Below are 14,578 nucleotides of genomic sequence, written 5' to 3' on the forward strand. Positions count from 1 at the left end.
GTCCGGATCTAACAGAGAGGTGCGGGAGATAATACTCCCCATCGACTCTAACAATGATAACCAATCAACCAGATTTGATATCAAAAGAAGAAATCTAGTTGGATTCGCGCTCATTACTATCTCACTGCTGCACAGTTACTAGTAGGTGCTGGCTGCTCACGTTGTGGACCAGTCTTAGTCGGATCATAAGCTACCAGCACCACCTGACCTTTGTCGTTATATATCCAACCCTGTGCTGGTATTATACGCTTGACAGGTGGCTGTTGAGATGGTTTCTTTTCTGTTGCAGTTGTTGAACTTACCTTACTGGGAACAGGTTCAACTAAATCAACCCGCACATTGTCACTACTGAGGATTTTATTGGGGTCAGATGGCAATCCGCCACGTCCGGTGATGGTGAAAGTACTACCAAAACCTTTGACACAGGGATTTTGGGCAACCTGCTGTGCGGGGTCGATTACAGTTTCTGTCAATTCAAATAATCCTTGACTGGGGTCTACATATTCAATGAACAACTGTGGACCAAGCACAGATGTGGCAGTGACATCGCTGTCTGGAGAGCGAAAAAAGCTTTTAGCTCTAACAACTACGTTTCCATTTAAGCCTGATTCGGCCCTGGCAGTGATGCCACTATTTTCTAGAACTAAGTTACCAGTGTTAATGCTTATGTTGCCTCCATCAGCCGTGCCTGTGGCGTTAGCGGTGATTTTGCTGTTGTTGCGCAAGATTAAGTCACCGGAATTGAGGGTAATGTTGCCTTTTCCCCCACGAGTGTCGGCGTTAAGCGAACTGTTATCAAGCTTAATGGTGTCAGCCGAAATCTTTAAATCACCAGCTTTACCATTACCAAAGGAGTTAGTAGTTATCTCATTTATCTTTGCACCGCTGGCTACAGTCAATGAACCTTTAACAAGAATGTTGATGTTTCCAGCGTCACCAATACCCGCAGTGGTTGTAGATATAAGTGTGTAATCTTTTGGATCTGGATTTTTTGGTAATTCCAGAGAGTTTGCGGTAATGTTGATTTCTCCACCCCGACCTGTGCTACTTCCCTGCGCCTCGCTACGAATCTCTCCTTTAAGCTGAAAAGAATTTGCATTGATGTTGATTTTTCCAGCGTCACCCGTGCCAGAGGTGTTAGTCCTTATACCTGATTTGTTGATTGTAAGAGAGTCTGCGACATGAAAGTTGATTTCTCCGCCTTGACCTGTGCTTGTGTTTGTCACACTGCTAGTGACAGCCGAGTTTTCAATCTGCGAAGAATTTGCATTTATGTTGATTTTGCCAGCGTTACCCGCGCCACTGGATTCGGTAGTTATACTTATACCTGCTAGAGTCAATGGACCTGTAACACTAACGTTGATGTCTCCAGCGTCACCTTTACCATAAGTGTCTGTAGATATAAATGCTATCTCTCCTGGATTTTTTAGTACTTCCAGAGAGCCTGCGGTAATGTTGATTTCTCCACCCCGACCTGTGCTATTTTGCAGCGCTTGGCTAGAAATTACTCCTTTAAGCCGAAAAGAACCTGCGGTGATATTAATTTTTCCAGCGTCACCCGTGCCAGAGGTGTTAGTCCTTATAACTGATTTGTTGATCGTAAGAGAGTCTGCGACATTAAATTTGATTTCTCCAGCTTGACCTGCCTTTCCCACAGTGCTAGTGACAAGCGAGTCGTCAATCTGCAAAGAATTTGCACTGATGTTGATTTTGCCAGCGCTACCCGTGCCATAAGAGTCAGCATTTATACCTGTATACGTTATAGCCATCGGACCATTGACAGTAATGTTGATGTCTCCGGCTTTACCAGTGCTAGTTCCTGTCGTTCTGCTCACAAAGCCAGTTCCGCCTTCGATTCCCAAAGAATTTGCACGAACGTTGATATTTCCGGCATTACCCCTGTCCGATGTCTGAATGTTTACACCACTGCGATTCTCAAACTTGATGTTGTTGGCTTCCAGTTTAATTTGTCCGCCGTTCCCGGAACCGAAGGTGTTAGACAGGAGGCTGGAGCGATTGAAAGCTATAGAGTCACCAACAATGCTAATTTCTCCCCCATTTTTATCAGCAAGCGTATCAGCTAATAGAATTGACTCAGAGGTGAAATTGATATTCCTACCTTTGATCGCAATAAAACCACCGCCATCTCCAGTGACATTCACGAACGATTTATTAGAAAACTCGATGTCTCTAAAACTGGGGGTGCTTTGAGAAGCAAGTGAAAAACCTTCAGATTGTGCTGGGATGAGATTTACAATTTAATTCCCATCAAAACTACCGATTTCAATACGTCCGCCTTGTGACCTGAGTACACCACCCTCAACAAAGACATTCCCTCCTACGAGTGCTAAGGTTTTTCCGGGTTCGACTTGCAATCCTGTAACGTTCGAGTCAAATTGGTTACGGTCACCTGACTTAGCAAGATTATTATAGTCAACTCCGTGCCCTGGTCCTCGTACCTGAATGCTTCCAGGATTATCCCGAAACCTCAACCCAATCGGAACATTTATCGTTAACAACGGGGGTGCTTGTGGATCAGTTGCACTAAACTCAAATCCATTGTCAAAGACAAAACTGTGCGCTGTACTCCCCAAAAACGAACCACCAATATTTAAGCTGGCATTTTGTCCAAAAATAATCCCCGCAGGATTGAGTAAAAATAAGTTTGCCTTGCCGAGTGCTCTAATCGCACCATCAATATTAGAAACAGAACCACCTGTCACCCGACCGATGATGTTTAGGACATCAGCTGCATTGTTGAAATTAGCCGAACCACCTGTGGGTACAGAAAATTCTTTGAAGCTGTGAAAAAGGTTTCCTCCTCTTCTGGTTCCGTCATTGATGTTGAAATTTTTGCCGTCAGGAGTAGTGACGGTGGTGGATACAGTTCCATCAGGAGTTACTTGTTGAGTGACTTGTTGTGCTGTGGCTGTATCTAGAAAAGTTAAACTCCCTATTGCGCATAGGGGTAAGGTGAATAAAATTAGTGAATGCCAACCCTGTTTCATGATCAACTCCAAATCTAAAATTCAGCGATTGTGAGTAAGCGAGTCTGAGCCTGTTAATAGAAGTTCTCAGTAATCTACTGGGAACGAGGCATTAGTTGAACCCTTCAGGCAAACAAGGGCGATCATTTCGTAATTTTTTTTCAAATGATTGTATTTAACTACAGATGCTGATAGATATATTGACTTGTGAGCATTTGCGTGCATCTGCGTGCATCTACAGTTCCAAGTAGCGATTAGAGCGAAAACGATGCTACATCTTGTCTTAAAAGAATAAATCTAGTTTGATCAAGAAATGATACAAATCTTAAATATTTTCTCAGAGAAGTTGAAGCATTTGCTTTTGGAGTTGATACATCAGGGCTATGATTTCTACATACTTCTTAATAAAGCCACAGAGAAATGCCAAAACGTTCTAATCTAAAAGCTGACTGGGTTAATTTTTTTTGGCAGTCTTGAGGGCAGCAATCTTAACGCATAACTGCACCAATGTGTCAAGCCTAAAAGCAACCCAGACTTAACACAAAGAAAATATGATAGGAGTTTTACAAATCCGATGAGTGTTAAGGCAAGTGGTGGAAGCTCAGTTGCGCGTCCGCAACTATATCAAACCCTAGCAGTATCAACAATTTCCCAAGCAGAGCAGCAAGACCGCTTTCTGGGAGCTGGTGAATTAAGTGAACTGGCAAGGTTTTTTGCATCTGGTACCAAGCGTCTAGAAATCGCTCAGAGGCTTACGGAAAATTCGGAGATTATTGTCTCTCGTGCTGCCAACAGGATTTTTGTTGGTGGTTCGCCAATGTCTTTCCTAGAAAAGCCCAGAGAACCAGAAGTGGTGATGGCAGGCGCACCGAAGAATGTTAGCAGTACCACAAACTCAGGAACTCTCACTTACGCAGAAAGTCGTGGTGGTTTCTTAGAAAATTTGCGGTCAGTCTTTAACAGTTCACCCAGTGGTCCGACTCCTCCGGGTTTTCGACCAATCAACGTCGCCCGTTATGGTCCGGCGAATATGGCTAAGAGCCTGCGGGACTTGTCGTGGTTTTTGCGCTACGCTACCTACGCGATCGTCGCTGGTGACCCCAGCATCATCGCTGTCAACACGCGTGGTTTGAGAGAAATCATTGAAAACGCCTGTTCTGGTGAAGCGACAATTGTTGCTTTGCAGGAAATAAAATTCGCAGCGCTTTCCTATTTCCGTCAGGATGCTGAGGCAACAGACATTGTGTCTGAGTACATGGATGTTTTGATTACAGAATTCAAAGCACCCACTCCTTCGACTAAAGTGCGTCAACGTCCTTCAAGCGACCAACAGGGCTTACAACTGCCTCAGATTTACTTCAATGCGGCAGAACGGCGTCCCAAGTTTGTCATGAAGCCTGGGTTGTCAGGAGTTGAGAAAAACGACGTTGTAAAAGCGGCATATAGACAAATTTTTGAGCGCGATATTACCCGTGCTTACAGTCAGTCAGTTTCTTACCTGGAATCCCAGGTCAAGAACGGCACTATCTCCATGAAAGAATTTGTCCGTCGCCTGGGCAAATCTCCGCTTTACCAAAAACAATTTTTCCAACCGTTTATCAACAGCCGTGCTCTAGAGCTTGCTTTCCGTCACTTCTTGGGACGCGGACCAAGTAGCCGCGAAGAAGTACAAAAGTACTTTGACATCGTTTCCCGAGGCGGTCTGTCAGCCTTAATCGATGCACTGGTAGATTCTGCGGAATACGGTGATTATTTTGGTGAGGAAACGGTTCCTTACATTCGGGGACTTGGTCAAGAAGCACAAGAATGTCGTAACTGGGGACCACAGCAAGACCTGTTTAACTACAGTGCGCCTTTCCGCAAGGTTCCACAGTTTATCACAACTTTTGCTGCCTATAACAAACCGCTACCAGACCAGCATCCTTACGGTTCTGGTAACGACCCCTTAGAAATTCAGTTTGGGGCAATTTTCCCGAAAGAAACCAGCAACCCCAATACTCGTCCTGCTCCTTTTGGTAAAGATACCAAGCGCATCCTGATTCACTCTGGACCAGGAATTAATAACCAAAACAGCAATCCTGGAGCGCGAGGCGAGAACCCTGGTACCCTAGGTCCCAAGGTGTTCAAGTTGGATCAACTGCCTGGTACAAGAGGTAAAAAGACACCAACTGGACTCAGTGTTAAGTACTCAGAAAGCTCTACGCAAGCGGTAATTCGGGCAGCTTACCTGCAAGTTTTCGGTCGTGATGTTTTCGATGGTCAGCGCCTGAAAGTGCAAGAAATTAAGCTGGAAAACGGTGACATCTCCGTACGGGAGTTTATCCGCGCTTTGGCTAAGTCCGATGTGTTCAGGAAGATGTACTGGACATCCCTGTATGTCATGAAGTCAATTGAGTACATCCACCGTCGCTTGTTAGGTCGTCCTACTTACGGTCGTCAAGAAAACAATAAGTACTTTGACCTCGCCTCTAAGAAGGGCTTCTACGCAGTTGTTGACGCCATCATTGGTAGTGTAGAGTACAGTGAGGCATTTGGTGAAGATACAGTTCCTTACGAACGGTACTTAACTCCTGGTGGTGTAGCATTACGGAAATTGCGCGTTGGTAGCATCCGCGAAGATATCACCCGGAGAATTGAGAAAGAACCAACTCCACTATTTGTTGAACTCGGTACTGTGGGAGACCGGCCAGAACTTGAGATTCAGCAGCGCATCAGCCAAGGGGTCAGCAAGAAGCGCGAACAAACGAAAGTCTTCAAGTTGGTGGCAGGTAACAACGATAAAGTTGCAGTGGCAATAGTTATTGGTGCTGCTTACCGTCAGATTTTCGAGCGCAATATTGAACCGTACATTGTCAAAAACGAATTCACAGCGCTTTCAAGCAAACTGGGTAATGGTGAAATCACCGTTAAAGAATTTCTTGAAGGCTTGGGTTGTTCCAGCCTATACCTGAAAGAGTTCTACACCCCATACCCCAACACCAAGGTCATTGAACTAGGAACTAAGCACTTCCTGGGACGTGCTCCACTGGATCAAGCGGAAATACGTAAGTACAATCAAATACTAGCGTCTCAAGGTATTCGCGCCTTTATCCGGGCAATGGTCAACAGTCCGGAATATCTTGAAGCGTTTGGTGAAGATACAATACCTTACAACCGCTTCGCGACCTTCCCAGCGGCGAACTTCCCGAATACTCAAAAGCTCTACAACCAGCTCACTAAGCAAAATCCAGATATTGTTGTCCCTAGCTTTGAGCCAGTGCAGGCGCGCATAAAGACAACCGCAGACACAGTAGAGACATCCACTGAAATTGAGAATGAACAGCCGCAGCCCGTCGAAGTTGGTCGTTCTTTTAATTCCAGTCAGGGACAGTTGGTTGAATCTGGTGTGGATACAACCCGCCGCAACCCAGCTCGTATTTACCGCATAACAGTAAATACAAATCAAGCTGAGATAGAGCAGGTGATAAACGCTATTTACTCTCAAGTAATGGATGTGTATGGCGATCAAGTTCGTGATCACTTCCACTATCCTGAGTTGGAAAGCAGACTGCGCAATGGTGAAATTTCTGTGAGAAAATTTGTGAGTGAACTTGCTAGCTCAGAAATTTATCGCCAGCGTTTCTGTGTTTCCTATCCCAACGCCAAAGTGGTTGAGTTCCTCTTCCGTCATCTGTTGGGACGTGCGCCAGCAACTCAGGTGGAAATTCACCATTACACCAACTCACTGGCAAGTAGCGGTTTAAAAGCTGCTGTCGAGGAGATTGTCAATAGCTCTGAGTATGCTCAGTACTTTGGTGAGAATGTGGTGCCATACCAGCGGTTCCCATCCTTGCCTGCGGGTAACTACCTTGGTAGCGTGAAAGCGCTTGATTAAGTGAAATCAGTCAATCGTCAATAGTCATGTAGTCATGAAGTTGGGGTGTAGGGGAGTCAGTACTGAAGGAGGGGAGCCAGTGCGTTGCGGTGAATCCAGCGCTGCAGGAGGGTTTCCCTCCGTAGGCGACTGGTGAACCCGAAGGGAGCCAGTCCTGCAGGAGGGTTTCCCTCCGTAGGGGCCTGGCGTTGGGGTTCCCCCCGTTGTAGCACCTGGCGTTTTCCCGACCTAGGTATCTGGTGAGACAGCGCTGCAGGAGGGTCTCCCTCCGTAGGCGACTGCGAACCCGAAGGGCGTGTGTAGGGAGAAAAACAGAAGCAGGGAGCACCGGAGTAGGGAGAAGACTAGTTAATGTGAACTAATTTCCCCCTGCACCCTGCACCCAAGCGTTTGCGCAGCGCTCCTCTTAGGAGCTAGCGTGCTCCCTACTTCTTCCCCCTTACACCTTTAAGAAGTAGGGACCAGGGCGCAGGGGGCAGGAAGAAAGAAGAGTTAACGTCCATTGAGATTCTTCCTCTCCCCATCTCCGGTGCTCCCCGCTCCTGGGCTTCTTCTCCTACACCCTTACACCCTGCCCGTAGGACTATTGACTCGCAAAAGGTATTCTAACCTTTGCCAACATTAGCTTTTGTGATTGTCGCTAAGGCAGTAAACATGAAAAGCAATGTTACAAAATATTAAGAGCAGTCATAATTGCTCAACATAATGCCCGAAAATAATTCCGGAAGGTAACTGAGTTTATGAGCTTATGTACTAGCCATTACGCAAGCGCACTCGTTTAGGTATTAGTTGCAGCAATTGTTTGGCTGTTGTATCTAAAAAATGAGAAAATAAGCTTAGTTAACCAATCAAAGCCGCACCAGTTTAAGATTCTGGTTTTATTTAGTACTGGAGGAATCCATTAATGAGTATCGTCACGAAGGCCATCGTGAATGCTGATGCAGAAGCTCGCTACCTCACTCCTGGTGAACTAGACCGGATTAAGGGATTTGTTACTAGTGGTGAAAAGCGTCTCCGCATTGCTCAAGTTCTCACCGACAACCGCGAGCGTATTGTGAAGCAAGCTGGTGACCAAGTGTTCCAAAGACGTCCTGATGTTGTTTCTCCTGGCGGTAATGCTTACGGTCAAGAAATGACTGCTACCTGTTTGCGCGACTTGGATTACTACCTCCGTCTGGTCACCTACGGCGTTGTCGCTGGTGATGTCACCCCCATTGAAGAAATTGGGCTTGTGGGTGTTCGCGAAATGTACAAGTCCCTTGGTACTCCAATTGACGGTGTTGCTGAAGGTGTCCGTGGTTTGAAGAATGCCGCAGCTGCACTGTTGTCTGGTGAAGACGCTGCTGAAGCTAGTTCTTACTTCGACTACGTAGTCGGTGGCTTGCAATAGGGTGAAGTTATTTCCCTGCTGAAACTGAACTAATGCAATAAGGTTGGAAATAAGGAATTAACTAACATGGCTCAAGACGCAATTACCTCTGTTATTAACTCTGCAGACGTTCAAGGTAAGTACTTGGATACTTCTGCTCTTCAAAAGCTTAAGAGCTACTTCTCAACTGGCGAACTGCGCGTACGTGCTGCTACTACTATCAGCGCTAACGCATCTGCAATTGTCAAAGAAGCTGTGGCTAAGGCTCTGTTGTATTCTGACATTACCCGTCCCGGCGGCAACATGTACACCACTCGTCGCTATGCTGCTTGCATCCGCGACTTGGATTACTACCTCCGTTATGCTACCTACGCTATGTTGGCAGGCGATCCATCCATATTGGATGAGCGTGTCCTCAATGGCTTGAAAGAAACCTACAACTCCTTAGGTGTACCAGTCGGTGCTACCGTGCAAGCTATCCAAGCAATCAAAGAAGTGACTGCTAGCTTGGTAGGTCCCGATGCTGGTAAGGAAATGGGTGTTTACTTGGATTACATTTCCTCTGGCTTAAGCTAAAAGCTAGGTTGCACTTGAGAATGTAAGTGCGGCTTTATTAAGTAAGGTCTGGAAATCAATCGTGAGTGCTAGAACTTTTAATCGCTTATCTTACTAAAGATGTATGTATGATGAGTGTTAAAAGTCTAGTATTGATGCTTGATTTCCAGCCTTTGAGTGATTAGATAAAATATGCACTCATAATTCTTTGAAATAAAAAAGTTTCCACTTCACTATAGGGAGATATCAAAACATGGCAAGGTACTTTAAAATTACTGCTGTTGTTCCTAGCAAAACCCGAACTCGTACTCAGCGTGAACTGCAAAATACCTATTTTACTAAGTTAGTTCCCTACGAAAACTGGTTCAGTGAACAACAACGGATTCAAAAAGCAGGCGGCACAATTGTTAAGGTAGAGTTGGCTACTGGTAAGCGGGGAACTAATACTGGCTTGTCTTAATCTCACTTATTGTAAGTAGCCATTTTGAATTAAATATAAAATGTAGTGCTGCCCAGAAAAGCCGCGTTGGTAATAAAATAGGGAGATTTTTGGCTCCCACTAGTGCTATCTACAAATTAATTACGGCTACTTATTTATGTGAATACGACTTGTAGGAAGTTGTTAAGAGGTCAGGTAGACCTCTTTTTTGTTTGCGCAAAACGCGGTTAAAAAACCTGATTATTCTGCTAGCTTGATGGAGGTCGCTTTGGCATGTTCTGGTGAAATTTCTCCAGTTGTTGTCGCTGTTCATCAGTGAACACTGATTTCACTTCTTCATGAGATGACTGCATAATCTCCTCAATTTTTGCTTTTTGATCATTACTAAGATTCAAGTCAGCAAAAGGACCATTTCTCCCTGCTTCTGGGGGAGGCATACCAGGGCCAGGACCACCAAAGCCACCGTTCATCCCACCTCTACGGTTTTTCATTTGAGCGAATTTTTCTTGTAATTTCTGCCGTTGTTCTGATGTGAGAACGGCATCAATTTTTTCTTTGGTTTGTTTGTCAATTTCGTTCAAACGTTGTTTTTGGTCATCACTCAGGTTTATATTTGGAGGTTGACCTGGTGGTCCTGATTGGGGAAAGTTTTGCGCATGGAAAGCTGGACTTGATGGGAAAGGTAAAGCTTGTGCGCTTAAGGGAACAGCTATCAAAGTCAGCCCAATCACTAGAGAGAACATCTTGACAAGTTTGAGTTTCATTATGACCTCGTTGCCAATTTATTGAGTTCAACATCAAAATCATAAGAATTTGCATGATTCTTTGAGATGGGGGAAAAGTCCCAAATCTCACTTTTTTGTCGTAGAGAAAAAGTACTAAATTCAAACAGGACTTTTCTCCTACTTGATCGGGATAGGGGTGTAAGGGTGTAGGGGTGTGGGGGTGTAGGGGTGTAAGGATGTGGGAGAAGAAGCCCAGGAGCGGGGAGCACCGGAGATGGGGAGAGGAAGAATCTCAATGGACGTTAACTCTTCTTTCTCCCTGCCCCCTGCGCCCTGCTCCCTACTTCTTAAGGGTGTGGGGGAAATCTGGCGGTATTTTATTTCGATGGGTAAAATCTGGGTTGACAACGTAATATTCTTCTCATACCTGTCGCAAGGTTTGAGTACTGTAATGATCGCCGCTGCTTGGTGGGAGTTCTCAGTTTGCTCAAGTCTAATTCTGAAACACAGAATCAACAACTTAATCCCTTTTGAGTGCAAGTTGGTATCATTAACGTCAACTCTAAACGATCGCACCTTACAATCTAAATTTTATTCATCGTGAATCTACGCCGCCTGACTTTATTATTTGATGACTCCGTGTCCAGCTGGGCATTAGAGGCGCGTTTATTGCGCTGGTTAACGCTGGTTTGGCTGTTTGTGGGATTAGTGATGCTATTTTCGGCATCTTATCCCGTAGCTGATGTTCGTCAACATGACGGACTCTACTACTTTAAACGTCAACTTTTGTGGGTACTAGTCGGTTTAATAGTATTCAATATTGTTGTTCATTTGCCTTTGCATAAGATTTTAAAGATATCCCATTGGTTTGTGATAGTGTTTTTGGGGTTGATTTTCGTCACCCTAGTACCGGGATTAGGAAAGAAGGCGTTTGACGCATCCCGGTGGATAGCTTTAGGACCGATTCCAATTCAACCTTCTGAATTAATTAAACCTTTTTTGGTGTTGCAAAGTGCGCGACTTTTTGGTCAGTGGGAAAACCTGAGTTGGCGTGTTCGCTTCTTTTGGCTGGGTATTTTTGGTCTAGTCCTGTTGGGTATTTTGGCACAGCCCAACTTGAGCACAACGGCATTGTGTGGTATGACGATTTGGTTTATTGCCCTTGCTGCTGGATTACCTTACAAGTACTTAGGAGGAACAGCATTGGGGGGAGTGTTGTTGGCAGTACTCAGTATCAGTATCAAGGACTATCAGCGTAAGCGGGTGTTGTCATTTCTCAATCCTTGGGCTGATGCAACTGGCGATGGTTATCAACTGGTGCAAAGTTTGCTAGCAGTGGGTTCTGGTAGAGAATGGGGTGCCGGGTTTGGGCTTTCTCAACAAAAGCAGTTTTATTTGCCAATTCAGGATACTGATTTTATTTTTGCAGTGTTTGCTGAGGAGTTTGGCTTTGTTGGTGGTGTCGTGCTGTTGTTACTGATTGCTTTATACGCCACTTTAGGATTAATTATCGCTCTGAAGGCAAAGCATCCAGTGTATCGATTGGTGGCGATCGGTGTCACAATTTTGATGGTGGGACAATCTTTACTCCACATTGGTGTGACTACTGGTGCTTTGCCAACAACGGGTTTGCCATTGCCCATGTTTAGTTATGGTGGAAATTCGATGATTGCAAGTTTGATGGCATCTGCTTTGATTATTCGGGTTGCACGCCAGAGTAGTGAAGCTGAGGTGGTACCGTTGCGAGAGGAGGGTGAGAAGAGGCGCAAACGACGGTTATTTCAGAAGAAGTAAGGCGAACCTCAGTAGTGCATAAGTAGTGTAGGGGAGCCAGTAGTAGTGTAGGGTGGGCACTGCCATTAAAACTCTCATATAGTAGACAAGATCTGATTAGCAGTGCCCACCTACGTGTGTTTCTCAGGTGGGCACTGCCATTAAAACTCTCATATAGTAGGCAAGATCTGATTAGCAGTGCCCACCCTACATGTGTTTCTCTCGATACGGTTCGGATAAGAAATTTGCTTGTTAAGGAGCCAGTAGTAGTGTAGGGTGGGCACTGCCATTAAAACTCTCATATAGTAGACAAGATCTGATTAGCAGTGCCCACCTACGTGTGTTTCTCAGGTGGGCACTGCCATTAAAACTCTCATATAGTAGGCAAGATCTGATTAGCAGTGCCCACCCTACATGTGTTTCTTCACCAGTGAACTCACCTCAGTTGTGTATAAGTTAACTTTGGTTTTATCTATAAAATAATGTGTGAGTATCAGCAAAAAATTTCATTGTGCTGATTTGGTCTACATACCATATATAGTCTATTCTGTCAAAAAGGTAATTTATCATACTTCTTGCATCTCGCGCTATGAGTGAAAACACCCGTGTCAAAACAATTTTGCTCTTGGCGGCGAATCCAAGAAATACTTCCCAGTTGCGGCTGGATGAAGAGGTACGGGAAATTGATGAGGGATTGCGACGGGCAAATAAGCGGGAACTGTTTAAGCTAGAGCAAAAATGGGCGGTTCGTTCGCGCGACTTTTATCGGGCAATCCTCGACACTCAGCCCCAAATTATACACTTTTGTGGACACGGTGCTGGGGAAGATGGAATTGTGTTGGAGGATGAGACGGCGCAGGTAGCGTTTGTGCAAGCAGATGCGTTGGCGAGTATGTTTAAGCTATTTGCTAAAAAGGGAGTTGAGTGTGTTCTCATGAACGCTTGTTACTCCCAGGTGCAAGCAGAAGCGATTAGCGAACACATTGAGTATGTGATTGGGATGAATCGGCAGATAGGGGATAAAGCTGCGATTAATTTTGCTGTGGCGTTTTACGATGCTTTAGCGGCTGGGGAAGAGATGGAGTTTGCCTATGAGTTGGGTTGTTCTCAGCTTTTTGGTTTGAAGGAAAACCAAACACCTGTGTTTAAAAGAAAATTGCTGAATCATCCCGTTGCACAGAAGACGACGCGCCAGCGTATTTTTATCAGCTATAAGCGTGATGTTGAGCCGGATGAACCAGTGGCTTTAGAGGTTTTTCAAGCGCTGTCGCAGCAGCACGAGGTTTTTATCGATCAACGAATGCAAGTTGGGACGCGCTGGGCTGAACGCATTGAAGCGGAAATTAGTCAAGCTGATTTTCTCATCGTTTTCCTTTCGTCTCGCTCAGTTTACAGCGAGATGGTGGAGCAAGAAATCCGGATGGCGCACGATATGGCGCAAGTGCAGGGAGGGCGTCCGGTAATTCTCCCGGTACGTTTGGGATATCGAGAACCGTTTCAGTATCCTTTGAGTGCTTACCTGAACAATATCAACTGGGCTTTCTGGCAAGGTGAAGAGGATACGCCACGGCTGATAGCAGAGTTGACACAAGCTGTCTGCGGCGGCGAATTACCGATTGATAAGGCGCAAGCCAAAGCGATTTTACTTGAAACAAGCGAACCTTCACCGTTACCTCGACCTTTTGCTTCAGCCCAGCCAGTAAGGTTGGAAATGCCAGAAGGGACGATGGACAGCCAATCTGCATTTTATGTGGAACGTTCATCGGATGCGATCGCCCTCACGACAATTGCTCAACGAGGAGTCACCATCGTTATCAAAGGACCAAGACAAGTTGGTAAGAGTTCGCTGTTGATTCGCGCAATTGAAGCTGCGGTGAATGCAGGTAAGCGGATTGCTTTCTTAGATTTTCAACTTTTTGACAAAGCCGCCCTCACAGATGCTGAACTTTTCTTTCGGGGCTTTTGCAGCTGGCTGACTTATGAGTTGGAAATGGAAGATCGAGTGGAGGAGTATTGGAAGACGCCACTGGGAAATAGTCAACGTTGTACGCGCTATGTTCAACGCCATATTTTGAAAGAGTTGGGCAAGACGCCGCTGGTTTTGGCAATGGATGAAGTGGATAAGGTTTTTGACGCCGACTTCCGCAATGATTTCTTTGGGATGTTGCGCAATTGGCACAATAGCCGCGCCACAATGCCCATTTGGAAGCGACTGGATTTGACATTGGTAACTTCCACAGAACCTTATGAGCTGATTGACGACCTTTACCAATCACCTTTTAATGTGGGACAGGTGATTGAATTACAAGATTTTACACCAGAACAGGTTGCTGATCTCAATCGCCGTCACGGTTCACCTTTCAACTCCAGTGAGGAAAGACAATTGATATTGCTGTTGGGCGGGCATCCTTATTTGGTGCGGCGGGCGCTTTACTTAGTGGCGAGTCAGCGAATTTCCACGCCCGAGTTGTTTGCCAATGCAACTGCTGGTAATGGTGCTTTTGGTGATCATCTGCGTCACCACATTTCACTACTGCACAAAAAAACAGAATTGATTCAAGGGCTGCTGCAAGTCATTCGCCAGAACACCTGTGATGATAAGCGTGTCTTCTGGCGGCTGCGGGGTGCGGGTTTGGTGCGCGAACAAGGACGAACTGTTTTGCCACGCTGTCAGCTTTATGCCGAGTATTTCCGGGAGAACTTGCGTGAGTGATGCTAATACTAAGTTGCAATCAAAGGTACCATCTGTCATTGCGAGCGGAACGAAGTGGAGCGAAGCAATCGCAACGGTTTGAGATTGCTTCATTCCGCTCCGCTCCATTCGCAATGACAGGCGTAGGTTGGGTTGAGGAACGT

At 45.5% G+C, this 14,578-nt stretch carries 9 protein-coding genes; 6 read left to right on the plus strand and 3 right to left on the minus strand.

Annotated features, from left to right (window positions below; translation table 11 throughout):
• Positions 1–116 precede the first annotated feature (116 nt).
• A complete protein-coding gene (locus AC5JM2_RS02220) occupies positions 117–2,162 on the minus strand; it encodes an autotransporter outer membrane beta-barrel domain-containing protein (protein ID WP_495833282.1) in 2,046 nt (681 codons plus the stop codon).
• A gap of 96 nt (positions 2,163–2,258) precedes the next feature.
• Positions 2,259–3,008, minus strand: coding sequence for a filamentous hemagglutinin N-terminal domain-containing protein (locus tag AC5JM2_RS02225; protein ID WP_495833283.1), 750 nt, complete (start codon positions 3,006–3,008; stop codon positions 2,259–2,261).
• A 553-nt stretch (positions 3,009–3,561) separates the two neighbouring features.
• Here AC5JM2_RS02225 and AC5JM2_RS02230 point away from each other — a divergent pair.
• The 4 genes from AC5JM2_RS02230 (at position 3,562) to AC5JM2_RS02245 (ending at position 9,245) form a co-directional block, all read left to right on the plus strand.
• Positions 3,562–6,861: a phycobilisome rod-core linker polypeptide gene (locus tag AC5JM2_RS02230; protein WP_495833284.1), complete on the plus strand. Its 3,300-nt coding sequence runs from the start codon at positions 3,562–3,564 to the stop codon at positions 6,859–6,861.
• A gap of 904 nt (positions 6,862–7,765) precedes the next feature.
• On the plus strand, positions 7,766–8,251 hold the full coding sequence (gene apcA / locus AC5JM2_RS02235; protein ID WP_495833285.1) for an allophycocyanin subunit alpha: 486 nt from the start codon (positions 7,766–7,768) through the stop codon (positions 8,249–8,251).
• Between the two features lie 66 nt (positions 8,252–8,317).
• The gene (apcB, locus tag AC5JM2_RS02240; RefSeq protein ID WP_495833286.1) at positions 8,318–8,806 is read left to right on the plus strand and encodes an allophycocyanin subunit beta; all 489 of its coding nucleotides are present in this window, start codon (positions 8,318–8,320) and stop codon (positions 8,804–8,806) included.
• Positions 8,807–9,038: 232 nt separating this feature from the next.
• A complete protein-coding gene (locus AC5JM2_RS02245; RefSeq protein WP_210612449.1) occupies positions 9,039–9,245 on the plus strand; it encodes a phycobilisome linker polypeptide in 207 nt (68 codons plus the stop codon).
• Positions 9,246–9,472: 227 nt separating this feature from the next.
• Here the strand turns inward: AC5JM2_RS02245 and AC5JM2_RS02250 are convergent, their stop codons facing one another.
• On the minus strand, positions 9,473–9,988 hold the full coding sequence (locus tag AC5JM2_RS02250) for a P pilus assembly/Cpx signaling pathway, periplasmic inhibitor/zinc-resistance associated protein (RefSeq protein WP_495833287.1): 516 nt from the start codon (positions 9,986–9,988) through the stop codon (positions 9,473–9,475).
• A gap of 561 nt (positions 9,989–10,549) precedes the next feature.
• Here AC5JM2_RS02250 and AC5JM2_RS02255 point away from each other — a divergent pair.
• Both AC5JM2_RS02255 and AC5JM2_RS02260 read left to right on the plus strand, forming a co-directional pair.
• Positions 10,550–11,743, plus strand: coding sequence for an FtsW/RodA/SpoVE family cell cycle protein (locus AC5JM2_RS02255; protein ID WP_495833288.1), 1,194 nt, complete (start codon positions 10,550–10,552; stop codon positions 11,741–11,743).
• A 568-nt stretch (positions 11,744–12,311) separates the two neighbouring features.
• Positions 12,312–14,435 (plus strand): AAA-like domain-containing protein, encoded by a 2,124-nt coding sequence (locus AC5JM2_RS02260; protein WP_495833289.1) that lies wholly within the window; start codon positions 12,312–12,314, stop codon positions 14,433–14,435.
• Positions 14,436–14,578: the final 143 nt, after the last annotated feature.

The sequence above is a fragment of the Brasilonema angustatum genome, from assembly GCF_059505445.1.

Bases quoted from the DNA above. Each gene is read 5' to 3' on its own strand.
- AC5JM2_RS02225 (WP_495833283.1), bottom strand. From the start codon at position 3,008: ATGAAACAGGGTTGGCATTCACTAATTTTATTCACCTTACCCCTATGC.
- AC5JM2_RS02230 (WP_495833284.1), top strand. From the start codon at position 3,562: ATGAGTGTTAAGGCAAGTGGTGGAAGCTCAGTTGCGCGTCCGCAACTA.
- apcA (WP_495833285.1), top strand. From the start codon at position 7,766: ATGAGTATCGTCACGAAGGCCATCGTGAATGCTGATGCAGAAGCTCGC.
- apcB (WP_495833286.1), top strand. From the start codon at position 8,318: ATGGCTCAAGACGCAATTACCTCTGTTATTAACTCTGCAGACGTTCAA.
- AC5JM2_RS02245 (WP_210612449.1), top strand. From the start codon at position 9,039: ATGGCAAGGTACTTTAAAATTACTGCTGTTGTTCCTAGCAAAACCCGA.
- AC5JM2_RS02250 (WP_495833287.1), bottom strand. From the start codon at position 9,988: ATGAAACTCAAACTTGTCAAGATGTTCTCTCTAGTGATTGGGCTGACT.
- AC5JM2_RS02260 (WP_495833289.1), top strand. From the start codon at position 12,312: ATGAGTGAAAACACCCGTGTCAAAACAATTTTGCTCTTGGCGGCGAAT.